This is a genomic window from Enterobacter hormaechei ATCC 49162 (genome assembly GCF_001875655.1).
In the GTDB taxonomy this organism is placed as follows: Bacteria; Pseudomonadota; Gammaproteobacteria; order Enterobacterales; family Enterobacteriaceae; genus Enterobacter; species Enterobacter hormaechei.
In genome coordinates this window covers 193,667-214,727 of the sequence record NZ_MKEQ01000002.1, presented here as the reverse complement: position 1 = coordinate 214,727, position 21,061 = coordinate 193,667, and the positions used below count along the sequence as shown (strand labels likewise).

Sequence of the window (21,061 nt, the reverse complement as noted above, 5' to 3'; positions counted from 1 at the left end):
CAGCGAACTGCGTTTACATCATGACGACGTCAAACTGCTCCTGGTTATAGAGCGGCTCAATTTGCACTTTTACCTGTTTGCCGACAAAGATTTCCACTTCCGCCAGCGCGTGCGACTCTTCCCCTTTCAGGGCCTCCGCCACCGCAGGGGAAGCATAGACCAGAAAACGGTCTGAGTCGTAGGCATGATGGACACGGACAATCTCACGCATGATCTCGTAGCAGACCGTCTCCACCGTCTTTACCGTTCCGCGTCCATGGCAGGTTGGACATTCATTACACAGGACATGTTCCACGCTTTCGCGGGTCCGTTTCCGGGTCATTTCCACCAGACCGAGCTGCGAGAAGCCATTGATGCTGGTTTTCACGCGATCTTTACTCAGCGCCTGCTCCAGGGAGTGCAGCACGCGACGGCGGTGATCTTCATTATTCATATCGATAAAGTCGATGATGATAATGCCGCCCAGATTGCGCAGGCGAAGCTGGCGCGCGATGGCCTGCGTCGCTTCGATATTGGTGTTGAAAATGGTGTCATCCAGGTTGCGATGGCCGACAAACGCGCCGGTGTTGATATCGACGGTGGTCATCGCTTCAGTCTGATCGATGATCAGATAACCACCCGATTTCAGCTCAACCTTACGCTCCAGCGCGCGCTGGATTTCGTTTTCAACGTCATAAAGGTCAAATATCGGCTGGCGGCCGGTGTAATGCTCCAGCAGGCCCGGCATTTCGGGAATGTACTCGGCGGTAAATTCGAGTAACGCTTCATACGTCAGACGGGAGTCCACGCGAATGCGATCAAGCTGCGCATCGGCGAAATCGCGTAATACGCGCTGAGCGAGCGCCAGCTCACCGTACAGCCGGTAGCGGGTCTGGTTGCGTTTTTTACGCTCCATCACTTTGGTCCAGACGCGCTTCAGGTAGGCCGCATCCGAGGCCAGATCTTCTTCGCTGATCCCTTCCGCCGCAGTACGGATAATAAACCCGCCCTGCTCGTCGCAGTAGGCGCTGACCACCTTTTTCAGGCGCTCGCGCTCGCTTTCGCTCTCAATACGCTGTGACACGCCAACGTGCGACGCCCCTGGCATAAAGACCAGATAGCGTGAAGGCAGGGTGATGTCGGTAGTCAGACGTGCACCTTTGGTGCCCAGCGGATCTTTTACCACCTGCACCATCAGATCCTGGCCCTGACGCACCAGTTCAGAAATATCACGTACCGCAAACTGCTTTTGCTCTTCGCCAGCCACGCATTCGGTATGCGGCATGATGTCGGAGGCGTGTAAAAACGCTGCCTTATCGAGCCCAATATCTACAAAAGCCGCCTGCATACCCGGTAGTACACGACTGACACGACCTTTGTAGATATTGCCTACGATTCCGCGTCGCGCTTCACGCTCAATATGAATTTCCTGAAGAATGCCACCATCAATGTAGGCCACACGGGTTTCCGATGGCGTTACGTTTACCAACAATTCAGCCGTCATAATTATCCCTTCCCTCACGCAGTGAGTTAAAATTGCTCAGCAACTCATACGTTTCCACCAGCGGTAAGCCGACTACGGCGTGATAGCTGCCATTTATCTTCCTGACAAAACAGCCACCCAACCCTTGAATACCGTATGCACCTGCTTTATCCATAGGTTCACCGCTGGCGATATAGCCGGCGATCTCCTCGTCGGTGAGGACTCTGAACGTCACTTCCGTTACCACAAGGCAATCCAGAACGTACTGGCTGTCCGCCAGCGCCACTGCCGTCATTACCTGATGGGTTTGTCCGGACATGTTACGCAGCATCCGCGCTGCATGGTCTGCGTCGCGGGGTTTCTCAAGCACCTCGCCATTGAGAATGACGATGGTATCCGCACCCAGCACCGGTAAGTCACGCGGCACGCATGCGACGCCCGCCTGCGCTTTTTCACGCGCCAGACGAGAAACATACTGCTGAGCGCTTTCGCCCTCAGCACGTTTTTCTTCGATGCCGGTAACGATGCGTTCGAAGGAGACACCCAACTGCGCGAGCAGTTCCTGGCGACGCGGAGAACCGGAGGCAAGATACAGAGACGTCATAGAAACCTTTTATTGCACGGCAAACTGCTGGCGAATTTTACGCATCAGCAGGAACAGCCACGGCCAGAGCACACCGTTTACTACACTACTCCAGAACACTTCCGGTCGGAAAGAGACGTTGATCACTAAAAACTCTGCCCAGAAAACAACGATATCCGCAGCGAGCGACAACAACATCACTACCAGCGCCTGTTGCCAGAGCGCAAGGTTACGAAAGAGCTGGAATTTGAGTGCGACGAGATACGCAATAATGCTCATGGATAAGGCGCGGACGCCAAGCGTAGAGCCACTGATAAGATCCAGTATGGCACCCATCACAAAACCTGTGCCGACATTTACGCGGTGCGGCAGGGCCAGGATCCAGTAGAGCAAAATGAGCAATACCCAGTTTGGCCGGAAAACAAGAATGTCGTCCGGCCAGGGCATAATTTGCAGCAACAGTGCAACGAGGAATGAGAGCCAGATTACCCAGCGCCCCTGGCTACGATAACTGGCCACTACTGCCCTCCACCCGAAACTTGCGGCGGTGGCGGCGCATCTGGCAGCGGCTGCGTTAACCCTGTCGCCGGAGCCGGTACGGGCGCAGGTGGCCCCATCGCATCCGGCGCAGGCAGCACCTGCGGCATCATCTGCATCAGGCGTTCATTGGCCACACGATGCACATCTTCCGGCGTCATCGGGTTAGCACCGTTACGATCGGCACCCCACAACAGCAGCAGGTAGCGCAAACGCTGCAAGCCAGCCGTTGGACGCGCCTGGATCACGGTGTAGGCACGCTGAGTGTCGAGCTTCACGGAAGAGACAACCGCAACCGGGTAGCCTTCCGGGAAACGACCGCCCAAACCGGACGTCACCAGCACGTCGCCCACGCGGATATCCGTGTTGGCAGGCAGGTGTTCCAGTTGCAGATCGTCTGTGCAGCCGTTACCTGCGGCAATCACGCGAATATCGTTACGCAGCACCTGAATCGGCAGTGCATGGGTGGCATCGCAAATCAGCAGCACGCGGCTGGTCAGTTTGGCAACCGCCACAACCTGGCCCACGACGCCTTTATCGCTGATCACAGGCTGACCTTCGTAGACGCCGTTCACGCTGCCTTTATCAATCACCACCTGATCGCTGTACGGATCGTTTACGGTGGAGATCACTTGGGTGACCATTTTCTGTTCATCCTGGCGCAGCGGCGAGCCAAGCAGTTCACGCAGACGTGCGTTTTCCTGCTTATATTGCCCCAGCATCAGCAGCTCGCTGTTTTTCAGCAGCAGTTCCTGGCGTAACGCACGGTTTTCGAGTTCGAGCTGGTCACGTGATGAGAGCGTTTGCGACACGGAGTCGAGCAGTTCACGGGGACCATTTGAAATAAAGTAGAAAGGACTGACGGCGGTATCCATGTACGTTCGGATCTGGCTGAACGTACCGAGGCGGCTATCGGCAATAATGACCCCGAGCGCAACCAGAACCGCCAGGATCAGGCGAAACTGTAGCGACGGGCCACGGCTAAAAATTGGCTTCATAGGCTATGCGTATTCTCGCGTCAGAGAGAAAGGGTAGCAAATTGCTACCCTCTCACACCCGACTACTCTTCGCTAAACAAGTCGCCGCCGTGCATGTCGATCATTTCCAGCGCCTTGCCACCACCACGGGCGACGCAAGTCAGTGGATCTTCTGCAACTACGACAGGAATCCCTGTCTCTTCCATTAACAGGCGGTCGAGGTTACGCAGCAGCGCACCACCACCGGTCAGCACCATGCCGCGCTCGGAGATATCAGAGGCCAGCTCTGGCGGGCACTGTTCCAGTGCAACCATCACCGCGCTCACGATGCCGGTCAGCGGCTCCTGCAACGCTTCCAGGATTTCGTTGGAGTTCAGGGTGAATCCGCGTGGTACACCTTCAGCCAGATTACGACCGCGAACTTCGATCTCGCGAACTTCATCACCCGGATAAGCAGAACCGATTTCGTGCTTGATGCGCTCTGCGGTCGCTTCACCGATCAGAGAGCCGTAGTTACGGCGAACGTAATTGATGATGGCTTCGTCGAAACGGTCGCCGCCGATACGCACGGAGGAGGAATAAACCACACCGTTCAGGGAGATAACGGCCACTTCAGTGGTACCGCCACCAATATCCACCACCATAGAACCGGTTGCTTCAGAAACTGGCAGACCCGCACCAATTGCCGCAGCCATCGGCTCTTCAATCAGGAACACTTCACGCGCACCGGCACCCTGAGCGGATTCACGGATCGCACGGCGTTCAACCTGAGTTGCGCCAACCGGCACACACACCAGCACGCGCGGGCTTGGGCGCATGAAGCTGTTGCTGTGAACCTGCTTGATGAAGTGCTGAAGCATTTTTTCGGTCACGAAGAAATCAGCAATAACGCCGTCTTTCATTGGGCGGATCGCGGCGATGTTGCCCGGCGTACGGCCCAGCATCTGCTTCGCATCATGACCTACTGCGGCCACGCTTTTTGGCGAGCCGGCACGATCCTGACGAATGGCCACAACGGAAGGCTCATTCAATACGATGCCTTGTCCTTTTACATAAATAAGGGTATTCGCGGTACCCAGGTCAATGGACAGGTCATTGGAAAACATGCCACGAAATTTTTTCAACATACTAAGGGATAATCCTGAAAGCTGGGGCGGAAAACAAAATCCGCTTACTTTACCAACCACACGCAGCAGCGACAAGGCGCAAAAATCGTCTGCTACGGTGAAAATTAGTGCAGCACGTTTCCTTTGTTACAAATTCATCCCCTGAATCCCTCAGGGCTGAGTAAACAGCAGCGTCCCTCACTTTCACTTGTAACCCACTAAAGGTCGTTCACTGGCTTTTATGCTCGTCTTACTCAAAGCTACAGGCGCGATATTCTACGTGAAAACAAAGTAAACGGCAGGTCAAACAGAGTATCTTTGCAAATATTTTTTCACATTGGTGTCAAGCGGCTGAGAGGCGGCAAAAAAATCCCCCTGACCGCCCGTCACGCCGCGCTCTGTCAACATCTGCCATTCACTTCGTGAACGTACGCCTGCGGCAAATACTTGCGTTTGTGTTCCCTTGCACGCTTCCACCAGGCTTTGTACCAGCAGTTGGTTTTCCGTGCGTTTTTCAATATTCCTTACCAGACCCGGATGCAGCTTCAATAATTCGACATCCAGCTCTTTGATCCAGCTGGTGCTCACCAGGGTCAGACCCGCCTGGGTTACCGCCACGCGAGCCCCAAGTGCATTGATTAAACGCACCACCGGGCGCAACCGGCTGATGTGTTGACCTACATCTGCCTCTGCAAGTTCAAAAATAATGCGTTTGCGTTGCGATTTTTCGCATTGCATTAACGTGTCACGTAACCAGCGCTGGAAGCGCGGGCGGATCAGCGATTCGACGGTCACCTGTAAAGCCAGATTTTCTTCAGGCCAGTACGATAAAAACGGGATGAGACGAGTAATTTGCTGGCGGTCATACTCTTCGGACAATCCGAATTGCAGCACCATCGGTAAATACTCCGCGGAGATAACCTCTTCGGTCCCATCAAAGATACGGCACATCAGCTCACGATGATGGACATGACCACTCTTCATGACCGCCGGTTTTTGATAGATGCGCGGTCCACCGCGGCTCAGCATCTGTTCAATCAGGGTTCGCCAGCGCACGTTGCCGCGCCCTTTCTCCGGCAGCGTATCATCATAGACCGCCCAGCCGTTCGCCTCCTGTAAGACGGCGTTGCGCGTGGCCGCTTCCGCATGTTCCATCACCTGCTCCGTCGACTGACCGCCGCGCCAGGCACAGATGCCCATGTGCACCATGTCGTCTCTGTCGAGCATTTTGTTCTGGGGCAGCGCGTCGACGGCTTTCAGCAACTGGCTGGCGATACTTTCGGACTCCTTTAAGGTGCGATGCGGCAGCAAGACGGCAAAGTCACTGCGGTGGTAGCGCGCCAGTAGCGCTCCGGGGTAGCGCATAATAAAGGTGGACAGCAGGTTGATCAGCGTGAAGAGGTTCTCTTCCGCCACGCGCTGGCCCCAGGTATCCCGGAGAAGGTCGAAGTCGGGCAGACGAATCATCATTACCACGCCATGCGTACCCACCTTTTCGGGGTCATCAAGAAGCGTAGCCAGTTGATTATCAAAGAAGAGACGGTTATTGAGGCCCGTTTTGTTATCCTGCGCGGCGTAAGAGCGAATCAACGTGTCCATACGGCTACGCTGATCGCTGGCAAACTGAATTTCGGAGAGCAACACGTCCAGAGCGCTACTGGTGCGTGATGGCCATTCATAAACCGATCCCCGCACCTGCGGACCCCGCTCGCCGTTCAGTATCCGCACGGAGCGGGTTTCCAGCAGTTCCTGGCCGGAAAGTTGACGACGCTGCCAGCGAACGGCGAGAAAAATTAGCAGTACGATAAAGGCAACGGCGATGGTTAAGGGCGCGGTGGTCATGAGCGAGCGTAAATAGTTGCTCATCGGATCCTGGTACATCAGATGGATTGTCATACCCGGATGTTTAAGTGAGTGTACCGTTACGTCCCGATACTGATCTACCGTGCCGGCAGGACGATAGCTGCCCTGGCGGGCATGGCTGAAAACGGTCCGCTTCCCCTGTTTAATGTCGATCTGCACAATATCCACAGGCACCATTAACTCATCCAGCTCACGCGAAAGCGCCGGGAAGGAGGTCGTAATCAGGCGGGTGTCGATAACCGATGCAACCGATTCAACACGGTTAACCAGCTTATCCTGGATGGCATTATAAAAGCTCAGCGAGCAGCCGATTAGCGTGACAAATATGGTCAGCCCCGTCAGCAAGGTGATAAAAGCTGAGAACTTCGTCGTTAATCGCATCCTTGAGATTACTCCGTGGGTTGAAGAGAGGTGCAAGTGAGCGCTAACTTGCATTTTAAATGCGACATACTACCAAACCTGGTGTATCTGGCAATTTATTGCGTTAAATCGGCACTGCGTTTCACTGAGCGAGTATAGTCTTCAGAACATATTTTCCCATCATCAAACCTAGTGAGGACCTGTATGCAGGCTTTGATCTTAGAACAGCAGGACGGCAAAACCGTTGCCTCGGTGCAATCCATTGAGGAGAGCCGCCTGCCGGAGGGCGACGTGACCGTGGATATCGACTGGTCCAGCCTGAACTATAAGGATGCACTGGCCATTACGGGAAAAGGTAAAATCATCCGAAATTTCCCAATGGTGCCAGGAATCGACTTTGCAGGCCGCGTACATACCAGTGAAGATCCGCGTTTTCACGCCGGACAGCAGGTGCTGCTCACCGGCTGGGGTGTGGGTGAAAACCACTGGGGTGGACTGGCAGCGCAGGCGCGCGTAAAAGGTGACTGGCTGGTCCCGATGCCGAAAGGCCTGGACGGTCGTAAAGCGATGATCATCGGCACCGCTGGTTTCACCGCCATGCTCTGCGTGATGGCGCTGGAAGAGGCCGGGATCCGTCCTGACTCTGGCGAAATTGTCGTCACCGGCGCCAGCGGCGGCGTGGGCAGCACGGCCGTCACGCTGCTGCACAAGCTGGGGTATCAGGTCGCCGCCGTCTCTGGCCGCGAAAGTACGCATGACTATCTGCGTCAGCTGGGCGCAAACCGTATTCTGAGCCGCGACGAGTTCGCCGAGACCCGCCCGCTGGAAAAACAGGTCTGGGCTGGCGCAGTAGATACCGTTGGCGACAAAGTGCTGGCGAAAGTGCTGGCGCAAATGAATTACGGTGGCTGCGTGGCGGCCTGTGGTCTGGCGGGTGGTTTTGCCCTGCCGACGACGGTGATGCCATTTATTCTGCGTAACGTGCGTCTTCAGGGTGTCGATTCGGTCATGACCCCAGCCGAGCGGCGTACAGAGGCTTGGGAACGTCTGGCACGGGATCTGCCAGCCTCATTCTATGATCGGAGCGCCACTGAGATTATCCTGAGCCAGGCGCCAGAGTTCGCGAATAAAATCATGGACAACCAGTTCCACGGTCGTGCGCTGGTTAAGATCGCCTAATCTTCAAATTTTCGTGACATATTCGCGCTAACCCTTCTCCTCCGTCATGCTTAGAAAAACGCCTGACGGAGGATGCCATGAAAACCCGAAAACTGACGGAAGCCGACGTAACGTCTGAGTCTGTCTTTATGCTACAGCGCCGCCAGATCCTGAAAATGCTTGGCATCAGCGCCACTGCCCTGACCCTCACCCCTGCGGCCCATGCCGATCTGCTCGACTGGTTTAAGGGCAATGACCGTCCGAAAGCCCCTTCCGGCGCACCGCTTACCTTCACGAAACCGGCGCGGTGGCAGAATAAACTGACGCTGACGCCGGAAGATAAAGTCACCGGCTATAACAACTTCTATGAGTTTGGTCTTGATAAGGCCGATCCTGCCGCCAACGCCGGGAGCATGAAAACCGATCCCTGGACGCTGAAGATAGATGGCGAGGTGGCAAAACCGCTGACGCTGGATCATCATGACCTCACCACCCGCTTCCCTCTTGAAGAACGCATTTACCGGATGCGCTGTGTGGAAGCCTGGTCGATGGTGGTGCCGTGGGTGGGTTTCCCTTTGCACAAACTGCTGGCGCTGGTTGAGCCTACCAGCAACGCGAAGTATGTTTCCTTCCAGACGCGCTACGCCCCGGATGAGATGCCAGGCCAGAAGGATCGGTTTATCGGCGGCGGGCTGGAGTATCCCTATGTAGAAGGATTACGTCTCGACGAAGCCATGCATCCGCTTACGCTGCTCACCGTCGGGGTTTACGGCAAAGCCCTGCCGCCGCAAAACGGGGCGCCCATTCGTTTAACCGTACCGTGGAAATACGGTTTCAAGGGCATCAAATCGATCGTCAGCATTAAGCTCACTCGCGAACGTCCACCCACCACCTGGAACCTGGCGGCACCCGATGAGTATGGTTTTTTTGCCAACGTTAACCCACACGTTGACCATCCGCGCTGGTCGCAGGCGACGGAACGTTTTATCGGTTCCGGTGGCGCGCTGGATGTTAAACGTCAGCCAACGCTGCTGTTTAACGGCTATGCGGATGAGGTGGCGTCCCTCTACCGTGGGCTGAATTTACGGGAGAACTTCTAAGTGCGTTTAACGGCAAAGCAGATAACCTGGCTGAAGGTACTCCTGCATTTAGCCGGATTGCTCCCCTTTATCTGGCTCTTCTGGGCAGCCAGTCAGGGCCAGTTCAGTGCCGATCCGGCGAAAGATATTCAGCATTTTACGGGTCGGATGGCTCTGAAATTTTTGCTGGCGACCTTGCTCGTCTCACCGCTGGCGCGTTACGCTAAACAGCCCTTATTGATACGCACCCGTCGGCTTTTGGGGCTATGGTGTTTTGCCTGGGCGACGCTGCACCTCACCAGCTACGCCCTGCTGGAACTGGGCATTAACAACCTGGCACTCCTTGGCAGCGAACTGGTGACGCGTCCCTATCTGACGCTGGGTATCGTAAGCTGGCTGGTGTTACTGGCGCTGACGCTGACATCAACGCAGTACGCGCAGCGAAAACTGGGTCGACGCTGGCAACTGCTGCACAACTTCGTCTATCTTGTCGCGATCCTAGCCCCCATCCACTACCTGTGGTCGGTGAAGATTTTATCCCCTCAGCCGGTCATCTACGCCGTGCTGGCACTGGCCCTTTTAGCGTGGCGTTACAAGAAGTTCCGCCAGTGGTGGCGATAGTTCACGAAACTGTGCGTTTTCCCGCAGATTACTTATCAACCGCGAATCTTTTTCGGATAGCGGTTGATAATCTTCCCTGATAAGACCAGTATTTAGCTGCCAAATGCTACGAAATCGTTATAATGTGCGACTTCGGTTTTCCGGACAGGGGTTTTAGGCCTCTGAAAGGGTGACAATTGCGCGTTGAGGGTATATGTTGTTTTTTACCCGAAAATCGCAGGAGATAGCGGCACAATGGCTGACAAATTCCAAATTTTAGTATTGAACGGACCGAACCTGAACATGCTCGGCACCCGTGAGCCAGAGAAGTACGGAACGCTGACATTGAACGAAATTGTTAACCGTCTGGGTACGGAAGCAGCTTCGCTGAATGTGGATTTGGACCATTTTCAGTCAAACGCGGAGTACGCAATCATCGACCGTATTCATCAGGCTAAAGACACTGTGGACTATATCCTGATCAATCCGGCCGCGTTTACGCACACCAGTGTTGCTATACGCGACGCACTGCTCGCGGTGAGTATCCCGTTTATCGAGATCCACCTGAGTAACGTGCACGCCCGAGAGCCGTTCCGTCACCATTCCTACCTGTCAGATATCGCCGCTGGCGTGATTTGTGGGCTGGGTGCAGACGGCTATTCATACGCTTTACAGACAGCGGTAAAACGCTTGTCACAATCACACTAAACAAGAGTACGGAACCCACTCATGGATATTCGTAAGATTAAAAAACTGATCGAGCTGGTTGAAGAATCAGGCATCTCCGAACTGGAAATTTCTGAAGGCGAAGAGTCTGTACGCATCAGCCGTGCAGCCCCAGCCGCTAGCTTCCCGGTAATGCAGCAAGCTTACGCTGCGCCAGTGCAACAGCCTGCGCTCTCCGCAGCCGTTGCGCCAGCGGCAGCAGAAGCAGCACCTGCGGCTGCAACAGAAATCAGTGGTCACATCGTACGTTCCCCAATGGTTGGTACTTTCTACCGCACCCCGAGCCCGGACGCGAAAGCGTTCATCGAAGTGGGTCAGAAAGTCAACGTAGGCGATACCCTGTGCATCGTTGAAGCCATGAAAATGATGAACCAGATCGAAGCAGACAAGTCAGGTACTGTGAAAGCGATCCTGGTCGAAAGTGGTCAGCCGGTAGAATTTGACGAGCCGCTGGTCGTCATCGAGTAACGAGGCGAACATGCTGGATAAAATTGTTATCGCCAACCGTGGCGAGATTGCACTGCGTATTCTTCGTGCCTGTAAAGAACTGGGCATCAAGACCGTGGCCGTGCACTCAAGCGCGGATCGCGATTTAAAACACGTATTGCTGGCGGATGAGACGGTCTGTATCGGTCCGGCTCCGTCCGTAAAAAGCTATCTGAACATCCCGGCAATCATCAGCGCCGCCGAAATCACTGGCGCGGTCGCGATTCACCCGGGTTACGGTTTCCTCTCTGAGAACGCCAACTTTGCTGAGCAGGTAGAACGCTCTGGCTTTATCTTCATCGGCCCGAAAGCCGACACTATTCGCCTGATGGGTGACAAAGTGTCTGCGATCACCGCGATGAAAAAAGCCGGTGTTCCAACCGTACCAGGCTCTGACGGCCCGCTGACCGACGACATGGATGCTAACCGTGCCCATGCTAAACGCATTGGCTATCCGGTGATCATCAAGGCGTCCGGCGGCGGCGGCGGTCGCGGTATGCGCGTTGTACGCAGCGATGCTGAACTGGCGCAGTCCATCTCCATGACCAAAGCGGAAGCGAAAGCGGCTTTCAGCAATGACATGGTGTACATGGAAAAATACCTGGAAAACCCACGCCACATCGAAATTCAGGTGCTGGCTGACGGTCAGGGTAACGCGATCTATCTGGCAGAACGTGACTGCTCCATGCAGCGTCGTCACCAGAAAGTGGTCGAAGAAGCGCCAGCGCCGGGCATTACGCCGGAACTGCGTCGCTACATCGGTGAGCGTTGCGCCAAAGCGTGTGTCGATATCGGCTATCGCGGGGCGGGTACCTTTGAGTTCCTGTTCGAAAACGGCGAGTTCTACTTCATTGAGATGAACACCCGTATTCAGGTTGAACACCCGGTTACCGAAATGATCACCGGCGTTGACCTGATCAAAGAGCAGCTGCGTATCGCAGCCGGTCAGCCGCTGTCCATCAAACAGGAAGAAGTTGTGGTGAAAGGCCATGCGGTAGAGTGCCGTATCAACGCCGAAGACCCGAACACCTTCCTGCCAAGCCCGGGTAAAATCACGCGTTTCCACGCGCCGGGTGGCTTTGGTGTGCGCTGGGAGTCCCATATCTACGCCGGTTACACCGTACCGCCGTACTATGACTCAATGATTGGTAAGCTGATCTGCTACGGCGAAAACCGTGACGTGGCCATTGCCCGCATGAAGAACGCCCTTCAGGAGCTGATCATCGACGGGATCAAAACCAACGTTGATCTCCAGATGCGCATTATGAGCGACGAGCACTTCCAGAATGGTGGGACTAACATCCACTACCTGGAGAAAAAACTCGGTCTGAACGAGAAGTAAGAGACCAGTGTTGCTAAAAGGCCGGATTATCCGGCCTTTTTTATTTCTGGGGATCGCCAGGCCCCATCATGTACAATCCCCGCTTTCTTCATCCACAAGGGACAAAAAATGGACAAACGTTTTGTTCAGGCCCATAAAGAAGCGCGCTGGGCGCTGTGGCTGACCCTTCTCTATCTCGTCGCATGGTTAGTAACCGCTTACTTACCTGATTCGGCGATTGGCATTACCGGCCTCCCGCACTGGTTTGAAATGGCCTGCCTGCTGCTGCCGCTGGTGTTTATTGTGCTGTGCTGGGCGATGGTGAAATTTATCTATCGCGATATTTCCCTGGAGGACGATGATGCAGCTTGAAGTCATTCTGCCCCTTATCGCTTATCTGTTCCTGGTGTTTGGCCTGTCGATTTATGCGATGCGTAAACGTTCGACCGGCACCTTTCTGAACGAGTATTTCCTCGGGAGCCGCTCAATGGGCGGCGTCGTGCTGGCCATGACGCTGACCGCCACGTATATCAGCGCCAGCTCGTTTATTGGTGGCCCCGGCGCCGCTTATAAGTACGGGCTGGGCTGGGTACTGCTGGCTATGATCCAGTTGCCTGCCATCTGGCTCTCTCTGGGCATACTGGGTAAAAAGTTTGCCATTCTGGCCCGTCGCTACAATGCCGTAACGCTGAACGATATGCTGTTTGCCCGCTATCAGAGTCGTTTGCTGGTATGGCTGGCAAGCCTGAGTCTGCTGGTGGCGTTTATTGGCGCGATGACGGTGCAGTTTATCGGCGGCGCACGCCTGCTGGAAACGGCAGCCGGGATCCCCTACGAGACGGGTCTGATCATTTTCGGTGTGAGTATCGCGCTGTATACCGCGTTTGGCGGGTTCCGCGCCAGCGTGCTGAACGACACGTTGCAGGGGATGGTGATGCTTATCGGCACTATCGTCCTGCTGGTAGGTATCGTGCATGCCGCAGGGGGCCTGAGCCATGCGGTTGAAACCCTGGAGGCGATCGATCCGAAACTGGTCTCGCCGCAGGGAGCGGATGACATCCTTTCTCCCACCTTTATGACCTCGTTCTGGGTGCTGGTGTGCTTTGGGGTGATTGGCCTGCCGCATACCGCCGTGCGCTGCATCTCATATAAAGACAGCAAAGCGGTGCACCGCGGGATCATCATCGGGACAATTGTGGTGGCGATCCTGATGTTCGGTATGCACCTGGCGGGCGCGCTGGGACGCGCGGTGATCCCTGACCTTACCGTACCGGATCTGGTCATTCCGACCCTGATGGTAAAAGTGCTGCCGCCGTTTGCCGCCGGGATTTTCCTCGCCGCCCCCATGGCGGCCATTATGTCGACCATCAACGCTCAGTTGCTGCAAAGTTCCGCTACGATCATTAAAGATCTCTATCTGAATGTGCGCCCTGAACAGGTCGAAAATGAACGACGCCTGAAGCGCATGTCGGCGGTGATTACCCTGGTGCTGGGGGCGTTGCTGCTGCTGGCCGCGTGGCGTCCACCGGAGATGATCATCTGGTTGAACCTGCTCGCCTTTGGCGGGCTGGAAGCCGTATTCCTGTGGCCGCTGGTGCTGGGGCTGTACTGGGAACGCGCGAATGCCGAAGGTGCATTAAGCGGCATGATTGTCGGGGGCGTCCTGTATACCGTTCTCGCCACGTTTAAAATTCAGTATCTGGGCTTCCATCCGATCGTGCCTTCGTTACTGTTAAGTTTACTGGCGTTTGTGGTCGGAAACCGTTTTGGTCACCCGACGCCACAAGCTGCCCTGATTTCTACTGATAAATAAAGAGTTTTGCCATGCCGTGGATCCAATTAAAACTGAACACAACCGGCGCAAACGCCGAAGAACTGAGTGACGCGCTGATGGAGGCCGGTTCGGTCTCTATCACCTTCCAGGACACGCATGACACGCCGGTCTTTGAGCCGCTGCCAGGCGAAACGCGCCTGTGGGGTGATACGGACGTTATCGGCCTGTTCGATGCAGAAACCGACATGAAAGAGGTGGTGGCGATTCTGGAAAACCATCCGCTGCTGGGCACTGGTTTCGCGCATAAAATCGAACAGCTGGAAGACAAAGACTGGGAACGCGAGTGGATGGACAACTTCCATCCGATGCAGTTTGGTCAGCGTCTGTGGATTTGTCCAAGCTGGCGTGAGGTTCCCGATGAAAACGCGGTCAACGTGATGCTGGATCCGGGTCTGGCGTTTGGCACCGGTACTCACCCAACAACCTCTTTGTGCCTGCAATGGCTGGATGGCCTGGATCTGGAAGGCAAAACCGTGATCGACTTCGGCTGCGGATCCGGGATCCTCGCTATCGCAGCGCTGAAGCTGGGCGCGGCAAAAGCCATCGGGATCGATATCGATCCGCAGGCGATTCAGGCCAGCCGTGATAACGCCGAGCGTAATGGCGTTTCCGATCGCCTTGAGCTGTATCTGCCCGATGCACAGCCAGAGGCCATGAAAGCCGATGTGGTGGTCGCGAATATCCTGGCTGGCCCGTTGCGCGAGCTGGCACCGTTAATTAGCGTCCTGCCGGTTGAAGGCGGTCTGCTGGGCCTGTCCGGTATCCTTGCCAGCCAGGCAGACAGCGTCTGTGAAGCCTACGCCGATCTCTTTGCACTCGACCCGGTGGTCGAGAAAGAAGAGTGGTGTCGCATCACAGGCCTAAAAAAATAAGCGTCTGGCGTGGTCGTCTGACCACGCCTTTTCCCTTCGGTTTTTTCTCCCGTCCTCTTCCTTTCTTCGATAAAATAACCACACAAATCATAATGTTAATCATTGATTTGGATAATAAAATTCACAGGAAGAATACGATGAAACACATTTCAGGCAAGGCAGCGCTGCTGGCGCTGAGCATAATATCGGCTTCGGCTTACGCATCACACTGGAGCTATCAAGGGGAAGGCGCGCCGGAACACTGGGGCGAGCTGGACGAGGCCTACAAGACGTGTAAAAGCGGGATGTATCAGTCGCCGATTAACATTGATAACACAGTCAAAGCCCATATCTCTCCGCTGGAAACGCACTATATCGACGGCCCGGTCATTCTGACAAACAACGGCCATACTATCCAGGCGAGTGAAAATGCCGATACACGCGACAGCATCACGCTTGATAAACAGCGCTGGACGTTACAGCAGTTCCATTTCCATGCGCCATCCGAAAATACGGTGCACGGTAAAAAATACGCAATGGAAATGCATCTGGTTCATAAAAACGCTGACGGCGAACTGACGGTCGTTGCCGTTATGTTCGATCAGGGCGCGGCAAATACTGAACTGGATAAGCTCTGGGGCCTGATGCCAGGACAGGTTGACCAGAACGTCACGATTAAGCCAACCCTCGATATGAATAAATTACTGCCCGCGGATAAAACCTACTGGCGTTTTAGCGGCTCTCTGACCACGCCGCCATGTTCAGAAGGGGTGACGTGGCTGGTGCTCAAGCATCCGCTGACCGTCTCTGCCGAACAGCTGCAAAAATTTACTCACACCATGCACCACGAAAACAGCCGCCCGGTTCAGCCACTTCATGGCCGTCTGGTGGTTGAATAAGCCGATTTTTTACGCTGATATCCTGTGCTGAAATGCGACGCAGATCGCAAAGAAGCGCCATAATCTGCTGCTTATAGCAGCAGATTATCCCGGACAATTGATTCATTTATTCAGAAATGATGAGAAGTTACGGGAAATTGTAAGCGCCCACAAAATGTTCATTTATTCATAACACAATGATTTAAATAGCGAATAATCTTATCCGAAAAGCATGACTGGCGATTCCATGATCTACAACAGAGGATTGTTCAAAGTTTGGCCTTTCATCTCGTGCAAAAAATGCGTAATATACGCCGCCTTGCAGTCACAGTATGGTCATTTCTTAACTCATGCGCATCGGACACCACCAGCTCAGAAATCGCCTGATCGCAGCCCCAATGGCAGGTATTACCGACCGGCCGTTCAGGACGCTGTGCTATGAGATGGGAGCAGGACTGACCGTTTCCGAGATGATGTCGTCTAACCCGCAGGTTTGGGAAAGCGATAAGTCCCGCCTACGGATGGTGCACGTGGATGAGCCAGGTATCCGCACCGTGCAAATTGCCGGAAGCGTACCTGAAGAGATGGCAGATGCCGCGCGTATTAACGTGGAAAGTGGCGCCCAGATTATTGATATCAATATGGGTTGCCCGGCCAAAAAGGTGAATCGCAAGCTTGCAGGTTCAGCCCTTCTGCAATACCCCGACCAGGTGAAGTCAATCCTGACGGCGGTTGTCAGCGCAGTGGACGTTCCTGTTACGTTGAAGATTCGCACGGGTTGGTCGCCGGAACACCGTAACTGTGTAGAGATTGCCCAACTGGCCGAAGACTGTGGCATTCAGGCCCTGACCATTCATGGACGCACTCGCGCCTGTTTGTTCAACGGTGAAGCTGAATACGACAGCATTCGGGCAGTTAAGCAGAAAGTTTCCATTCCGATTATCGCGAATGGCGACATTACTGACCCGCTTAAAGCCAGAGCTGTGCTCGACTATACGGGAGCTGATGCTCTGATGATAGGACGTGCCGCTCAGGGAAGACCCTGGATCTTTCGGGAAATCCAGCATTATCTGGACACTGGGGAGCTGCTTGCCCCGCTGCCTCTGGCAGAGGTCAAGCGCTTGCTTTGTTCGCATGTTCGGGAACTGCATGACCACTACGGCCAGGCAAAAGGGTACCGAATTGCGCGTAAACACGTCTCCTGGTATCTCCAGGAGCACGCTCCAAATGACCAGTTTCGGCGCACATTCAACGCCATTGAGGATGCCAGCGAACAGCTGGAGGCGTTGGAGGCATACTTCGAAAATCTTGCGTAATGAAATAAAGAGCTGACAGAACTATGTTCGAACAACGCGTAAATTCTGACGTACTGACCGTTTCTACCGTTAACTCTCAGGATCAGGTGACTCAAAAGCCCCTGCGTGACTCGGTTAAACAGGCACTGAAGAACTATTTTGCTCAACTGAACGGTCAGGATGTTAATGACCTGTATGAGCTGGTACTGGCTGAAGTTGAACAGCCACTGTTGGACATGGTGATGCAATACACCCGTGGTAATCAAACCCGCGCTGCCCTGATGATGGGCATCAACCGTGGTACCCTGCGTAAGAAACTGAAAAAATATGGCATGAACTGATACTAGTCAGTTAAATGCTTGTTTAAAAAGGCGCTAACCGGCATGGGGAAGCGCCTTTTTTATCGTCCGGACAGGTGACCGTCAACGCTTTGTAAACCTTCTCTTTCCCCACTTTTCAACGCCCACATTTCGTGTATATTTCCACCACCTTACAGGCTCTCTTTTCGCGGAATGGACATGATTCGTAAATACTGGTGGCTGGTCGTTTTTGCTGTCTCTGTTTTCATTTTCGATGCGCTGCTGATGCAGTGGATTGAACTGATGAGCACCGAAACCGATAAATGTCGCAATATGAATTCCGTGAACCCGCTTAAACTGGTCAACTGCTCAGAGCTGGACTAACCTCTTCCATCCAGTGTAAAACCCTGCTATCACCCAATAAAAACAGGGATTTAAATCACTTTTCGTCATTTCCTGACGATGATAATGTCTGTGCCCTTTCCAACCGCTCTTGCCTAACGTCCCACAACGAGTGAACAGACCATGCTGGTTAGCCAATACAACCAAATCCTCGTAGTCATCTCCTTTGTTGTCGCCATTCTTGCCGCTTATACCGCATTGAATATGGCTGCGCGCGTTGCCGGAAGCCAGGGCGTCGCTGCACGCGTCTGGCTGGCAGGTGGTGGTGTTTCGATGGGGATTGGCGTGTGGGCGATGCATTTCATCGGTATGCTGGCGATGGATCTTTCCATGGGCATGAGTTACAACGCGGCCCTGACCGTGCTTTCGATGGTTATCGCCATCAGCTCGTCGATGTTTGCCCTGTGGCTCGTTAGCGGGGAGCAGTTACGTTTACGCCGGCTGCTGCCCGGCGCAGTCGTGATGGGAACGGGCATTGTTGCCATGCACTACACCGGTATGGCGGCCCTGGAGGTTACACCAGGTATTGTCTGGGATAAAACGTGGGTGGTCATCTCTGTGGTCATTGCCCTTGCCGCTTCACTGGCCGCGCTTTGGCTGACGTTCCGTTTACGCCAGGAAGCCGCACAAATGGCGTTGATGCGGCTGGGGGCGGCAATCACCATGGGTATCGCTATCGCTGGCATGCATTACGCCGGTATGGAAGCAGCACAATTTCCGGTGTCGACGATGGTCCACCACCATGGCATTAACGGCAGCTGGCTGGCGATACTGGTTAGCGTGGTCGCGCTTGCTATTCTGGGGATTACGCTGCTGGTGTCGATGTTCGATGCCCGCCTTCAGGCTCGTACCTCGCTGCTGGCCTCATCACTGGCAGAAGCGAACCGTGAACTCGCACAGCTGGCGTTGCATGATACGCTGACGCGATTGCCCAATCGTATTCTGCTTGAGGATCGCCTCGATCAGGCCATCAGCAAGGCCGATCGCGAAGGAAGCCCTTTTGCGCTGATGTTTATGGATCCCGATGGCTTTAAAACCGTCAACGATGCCTATGGTCATGATGTCGGGGACAAGCTTCTGGTTGCGGTGACTCAGCGTTTGCTGTTGCAGTTGAAAGGTCAGTACACGCTGGCGCGTATTGGTGGGGATGAATTTGTCCTGCTGGCCGAAACCGACACCCCGGATGATGCTGCCTCACTGGCAAATTCACTGGTGCGCGTCATTGATAGCCCGTTCCATCTCGATCCTTATGAACTGATGGTCACCCTGAGCATTGGCATAGCGCTCTACCCGCACGATGGCAAAACGGATCGTGAACTGATGTTTAACGCTGATGCCGCGATGTACCACACAAAACATATGGGCCGCAACGGTTATCACTTTTTCCAGCCGTCAATGAATACGCTGGCGCAGACGCATCTTCAGCTGATGAATGATCTGTGGCAGGCCATTGACCGAAATGAGTTACGTCTGCTTTATCAACCCAAATTCCACGCGCCTGCCGGACCGGTCCTCGGGTTCGAAGCGCTGTTACGCTGGCAGCACCCAAAACAGGGGTTACTGCCTCCCGATCTGTTTCTACCCCTGGCAGAGAAAACGGGGCTGATTATTCCAATTGGAAACTGGGTAATCGACGAGGCCTGCCGCCAGCTGCGTGAATGGCATCTTCAGGGCCACACGGACTGGTCAATGGCGGTGAATCTTTCAACATTGCAGTTCGAACAGCCTTCGCTGGTTAAAACGGTGCTTGATTGTCTGACGCGCCATAGCGTGCCGCCCGGCATGTTGATCCTGGAGGTGACCGAAACCACGGCGATGAGCAATCCAGACGAAAGCGTACGTGTCCTGACAGCGCTGACGGATGCGGGAGTGAAAGCCTCGATAGACGATTTTGGCACAGGTTACTCAAGCCTTCTCTATCTTAAGCGGCTTCCCGCCTGCGAGTTGAAAATCGATCGTGCTTTCGTGAAAGAGTTAAGTGGGGAGAGCGAGGATGCAACGATCGTCTCGGCGATTGTCGCCCTGGCGAAAACGCTGAATCTGAAGGTCGTGGCGGAAGGGGTCGAAACCGCAGCGCAGCAGGCGTTTCTGACAGAGCTGGGATGTAATACGCTACAGGGTTATCTGCTGGGCAAACCGATTACCGCGCAAGCTATTAAGGAACAGTGCCAGCACGGGGAGATATCGCCACCCCGGACGCAGTCATGAAGCTGTATCGTAAACCACTGGCGCTACACGGGTGATATGCAGTGTCGCCAGAATATTATCCACCAGCGCCGGTGCTTGTTTGTACAGACTGAAACTGTTGCTATCCATTAACCAGTTTTTAATGACTCCGCTAAAAAAGGCATGGAAAACAATCAGCGCCAGTTCAATATTAGTTTGGGAAGATATGACGTTACGAGCAATGCATTGTCTTAACGTCCTGCGAAGATAATCATCGTTTAAACCGATCCGCTTGCGTATTTCACATTCTGAAATCACATCGTCATGAAATTCACACTTATGATACAGAATTTGTAAAAGCGCATACTGCCTGGGCTCGCTCGCAATATATTGTAGCGCGACAATAAATTGTTCACGTAACATTAACAAAGGGTCATCTTTTTCGGAAAGTATTAACCTGTCACGAATCATCTCACGCAACGGCAATTGCTGTTCCCAGATTGCGTTAAATATTTCCGATTTACTCGAGAAATGCCAGTAAACCGCCCCACGAGTGAGTTGAGCAGCATCCGCAATGTCGGTAAGCGTGGTGTTAGCTACGCCACGCGTCGCGAACAGACCGATAGCGGCTTCAATCAGCTGCTGCCGGGTCTTTAGAGCCTCTTCTTTCTTTTTGCGCGCCATAACCTGCTACTCACTACTCATAAGGTTGATACGTTATCAAAGGATATTGACGTGTTCGGGTAAATCAAAGTATTTACCAAAATTCGTTTTAATTTTGCACAAAAAAAGTCAATTCATTTAATTTATAATCCGCATGAATAAATCAAACGAATTGAATTCACAAGATATATAAATAGCACTCACCCAAAAGCATTCCGTTGATTATCCTGACAGAAATAGAATGCCGAATGCACTGGGTCAGAATCCGATTTTTGCTTTTTAAAAGTGCCATCAGCACTTATAAATTAAAAAACATTAAATACCCTCATTACTATACGCAGCTACATTTCTATTTTTTGCCTCACACCCTTTCACCGATTCATGAAAAATATCGGTTCAAGGGTAGTTTAAGGAA

The 21,061-nt window shown here is 53.8% G+C and carries 21 protein-coding genes; 14 read left to right on the top strand and 7 right to left on the bottom strand.

The window, feature by feature from the left end; all coding sequences use genetic code 11:
* Nucleotides 1-13 precede the first annotated feature (13 nt).
* The 6 genes from rng to csrD form a co-directional block, all read right to left on the bottom strand.
* Nucleotides 14-1,483, bottom strand: a complete 1,470-nt coding sequence (gene rng, locus BH712_RS20120) for a ribonuclease G (protein ID WP_003860405.1) — start codon at nucleotides 1,481-1,483, stop codon at nucleotides 14-16.
* Nucleotides 1,473-2,066, bottom strand: coding sequence for a Maf family protein (locus BH712_RS20115; RefSeq protein WP_003860403.1), 594 nt, complete (start codon nucleotides 2,064-2,066; stop codon nucleotides 1,473-1,475). The genes rng and BH712_RS20115 overlap by 11 nt, the downstream gene beginning before the upstream one ends.
* Before the next feature lie 9 nt (nucleotides 2,067-2,075).
* Nucleotides 2,076-2,564, bottom strand: a complete 489-nt coding sequence (gene mreD / locus BH712_RS20110) for a rod shape-determining protein MreD (RefSeq protein ID WP_003860402.1) — start codon at nucleotides 2,562-2,564, stop codon at nucleotides 2,076-2,078.
* Nucleotides 2,564-3,580, bottom strand: coding sequence for a rod shape-determining protein MreC (gene mreC, locus BH712_RS20105; RefSeq protein WP_003860400.1), 1,017 nt, complete (start codon nucleotides 3,578-3,580; stop codon nucleotides 2,564-2,566). Before mreC ends, mreD begins: the two co-directional genes overlap by 1 nt.
* A gap of 62 nt (nucleotides 3,581-3,642) precedes the next feature.
* On the bottom strand, nucleotides 3,643-4,686 hold the full coding sequence (mreB, locus tag BH712_RS20100) for a rod shape-determining protein MreB (protein ID WP_000913396.1): 1,044 nt from the start codon (nucleotides 4,684-4,686) through the stop codon (nucleotides 3,643-3,645).
* A gap of 282 nt (nucleotides 4,687-4,968) precedes the next feature.
* A complete protein-coding gene (gene csrD / locus BH712_RS20095) occupies nucleotides 4,969-6,909 on the bottom strand; it encodes an RNase E specificity factor CsrD (protein ID WP_006812167.1) in 1,941 nt (646 codons plus the stop codon).
* Nucleotides 6,910-7,092: 183 nt separating this feature from the next.
* Here csrD and acuI point away from each other — a divergent pair, with 183 nt between their 5' ends.
* From acuI to BH712_RS20020, 14 genes are all read left to right on the top strand, one after another.
* On the top strand, nucleotides 7,093-8,067 hold the full coding sequence (acuI, locus tag BH712_RS20090; RefSeq protein WP_006812168.1) for an acrylyl-CoA reductase (NADPH): 975 nt from the start codon (nucleotides 7,093-7,095) through the stop codon (nucleotides 8,065-8,067).
* 77 nt (nucleotides 8,068-8,144) lie between these two features.
* Nucleotides 8,145-9,146: a protein-methionine-sulfoxide reductase catalytic subunit MsrP gene (gene msrP / locus BH712_RS20085; RefSeq protein ID WP_006812169.1), complete on the top strand. Its 1,002-nt coding sequence runs from the start codon at nucleotides 8,145-8,147 to the stop codon at nucleotides 9,144-9,146.
* Nucleotides 9,147-9,746: a protein-methionine-sulfoxide reductase heme-binding subunit MsrQ gene (msrQ, locus tag BH712_RS20080; protein WP_006812170.1), complete on the top strand. Its 600-nt coding sequence runs from the start codon at nucleotides 9,147-9,149 to the stop codon at nucleotides 9,744-9,746. It abuts the gene before it with no gap.
* A gap of 234 nt (nucleotides 9,747-9,980) precedes the next feature.
* Nucleotides 9,981-10,433: a type II 3-dehydroquinate dehydratase gene (gene aroQ, locus BH712_RS20070; protein WP_006812171.1), complete on the top strand. Its 453-nt coding sequence runs from the start codon at nucleotides 9,981-9,983 to the stop codon at nucleotides 10,431-10,433.
* A gap of 21 nt (nucleotides 10,434-10,454) precedes the next feature.
* The gene (gene accB, locus BH712_RS20065; RefSeq protein ID WP_003860389.1) at nucleotides 10,455-10,919 is read left to right on the top strand and encodes an acetyl-CoA carboxylase biotin carboxyl carrier protein; all 465 of its coding nucleotides are present in this window, start codon (nucleotides 10,455-10,457) and stop codon (nucleotides 10,917-10,919) included.
* 10 nt (nucleotides 10,920-10,929) lie between these two features.
* A complete protein-coding gene (accC, locus tag BH712_RS20060) occupies nucleotides 10,930-12,279 on the top strand; it encodes an acetyl-CoA carboxylase biotin carboxylase subunit (RefSeq protein ID WP_003860388.1) in 1,350 nt (449 codons plus the stop codon).
* Nucleotides 12,280-12,387: 108 nt separating this feature from the next.
* Nucleotides 12,388-12,630 carry a YhdT family protein gene (locus tag BH712_RS20055; RefSeq protein ID WP_006812172.1) on the top strand — a complete coding sequence of 81 codons (243 nt, stop codon included), beginning with the start codon at nucleotides 12,388-12,390 and terminating at the stop codon, nucleotides 12,628-12,630.
* Entirely contained in the window at nucleotides 12,620-14,071 is a 1,452-nt protein-coding gene (gene panF, locus BH712_RS20050) for a sodium/pantothenate symporter (RefSeq protein ID WP_032674076.1), read from the top strand. The genes BH712_RS20055 and panF overlap by 11 nt, the downstream gene beginning before the upstream one ends.
* 11 nt (nucleotides 14,072-14,082) lie before the next feature.
* A complete protein-coding gene (prmA, locus tag BH712_RS20045) occupies nucleotides 14,083-14,964 on the top strand; it encodes a 50S ribosomal protein L11 methyltransferase (RefSeq protein WP_006812174.1) in 882 nt (293 codons plus the stop codon).
* Nucleotides 14,965-15,101: 137 nt separating this feature from the next.
* Nucleotides 15,102-15,842, top strand: coding sequence for a carbonic anhydrase (locus tag BH712_RS20040; RefSeq protein ID WP_032674077.1), 741 nt, complete (start codon nucleotides 15,102-15,104; stop codon nucleotides 15,840-15,842).
* Between the two features lie 329 nt (nucleotides 15,843-16,171).
* Nucleotides 16,172-17,137, top strand: coding sequence for a tRNA dihydrouridine synthase DusB (gene dusB, locus BH712_RS20035; protein WP_006812176.1), 966 nt, complete (start codon nucleotides 16,172-16,174; stop codon nucleotides 17,135-17,137).
* Nucleotides 17,138-17,160: 23 nt separating this feature from the next.
* The gene (gene fis / locus BH712_RS20030) at nucleotides 17,161-17,457 is read left to right on the top strand and encodes a DNA-binding transcriptional regulator Fis (protein WP_000462905.1); all 297 of its coding nucleotides are present in this window, start codon (nucleotides 17,161-17,163) and stop codon (nucleotides 17,455-17,457) included.
* A 177-nt stretch (nucleotides 17,458-17,634) separates the two neighbouring features.
* Nucleotides 17,635-17,799, top strand: coding sequence for a DUF2556 family protein (locus BH712_RS20025; protein WP_003860373.1), 165 nt, complete (start codon nucleotides 17,635-17,637; stop codon nucleotides 17,797-17,799).
* A gap of 141 nt (nucleotides 17,800-17,940) precedes the next feature.
* Nucleotides 17,941-20,025 (top strand): putative bifunctional diguanylate cyclase/phosphodiesterase, encoded by a 2,085-nt coding sequence (locus BH712_RS20020; RefSeq protein ID WP_006812178.1) that lies wholly within the window; start codon nucleotides 17,941-17,943, stop codon nucleotides 20,023-20,025.
* Here the strand turns inward: BH712_RS20020 and envR are convergent.
* A complete protein-coding gene (gene envR / locus BH712_RS20015) occupies nucleotides 20,020-20,667 on the bottom strand; it encodes an acrEF/envCD operon transcriptional regulator (RefSeq protein ID WP_006812179.1) in 648 nt (215 codons plus the stop codon). The genes BH712_RS20020 and envR overlap by 6 nt on opposite strands.
* Between the last annotated feature and the right edge of the window lie 394 nt (nucleotides 20,668-21,061).

Coding starts and splice junctions, on each gene's coding strand:
- msrP (WP_006812169.1), top strand. CDS start 8,145: ATGAAAACCCGAAAACTGACGGAAGCCGACGTAACGTCTGAGTCTGTC.
- mreC (WP_003860400.1), bottom strand. CDS start 3,580: ATGAAGCCAATTTTTAGCCGTGGCCCGTCGCTACAGTTTCGCCTGATC.
- accC (WP_003860388.1), top strand. CDS start 10,930: ATGCTGGATAAAATTGTTATCGCCAACCGTGGCGAGATTGCACTGCGT.
- BH712_RS20055 (WP_006812172.1), top strand. CDS start 12,388: ATGGACAAACGTTTTGTTCAGGCCCATAAAGAAGCGCGCTGGGCGCTG.
- fis (WP_000462905.1), top strand. CDS start 17,161: ATGTTCGAACAACGCGTAAATTCTGACGTACTGACCGTTTCTACCGTT.
- rng (WP_003860405.1), bottom strand. CDS start 1,483: ATGACGGCTGAATTGTTGGTAAACGTAACGCCATCGGAAACCCGTGTG.
- panF (WP_032674076.1), top strand. CDS start 12,620: ATGCAGCTTGAAGTCATTCTGCCCCTTATCGCTTATCTGTTCCTGGTG.
- BH712_RS20040 (WP_032674077.1), top strand. CDS start 15,102: ATGAAACACATTTCAGGCAAGGCAGCGCTGCTGGCGCTGAGCATAATA.
- acuI (WP_006812168.1), top strand. CDS start 7,093: ATGCAGGCTTTGATCTTAGAACAGCAGGACGGCAAAACCGTTGCCTCG.
- BH712_RS20020 (WP_006812178.1), top strand. CDS start 17,941: ATGCTGGTTAGCCAATACAACCAAATCCTCGTAGTCATCTCCTTTGTT.
- mreB (WP_000913396.1), bottom strand. CDS start 4,686: ATGTTGAAAAAATTTCGTGGCATGTTTTCCAATGACCTGTCCATTGAC.
- dusB (WP_006812176.1), top strand. CDS start 16,172: ATGCGCATCGGACACCACCAGCTCAGAAATCGCCTGATCGCAGCCCCA.
- prmA (WP_006812174.1), top strand. CDS start 14,083: ATGCCGTGGATCCAATTAAAACTGAACACAACCGGCGCAAACGCCGAA.
- aroQ (WP_006812171.1), top strand. CDS start 9,981: ATGGCTGACAAATTCCAAATTTTAGTATTGAACGGACCGAACCTGAAC.
- BH712_RS20115 (WP_003860403.1), bottom strand. CDS start 2,066: ATGACGTCTCTGTATCTTGCCTCCGGTTCTCCGCGTCGCCAGGAACTG.
- envR (WP_006812179.1), bottom strand. CDS start 20,667: ATGGCGCGCAAAAAGAAAGAAGAGGCTCTAAAGACCCGGCAGCAGCTG.
- accB (WP_003860389.1), top strand. CDS start 10,455: ATGGATATTCGTAAGATTAAAAAACTGATCGAGCTGGTTGAAGAATCA.
- csrD (WP_006812167.1), bottom strand. CDS start 6,909: ATGCGATTAACGACGAAGTTCTCAGCTTTTATCACCTTGCTGACGGGG.
- BH712_RS20025 (WP_003860373.1), top strand. CDS start 17,635: ATGATTCGTAAATACTGGTGGCTGGTCGTTTTTGCTGTCTCTGTTTTC.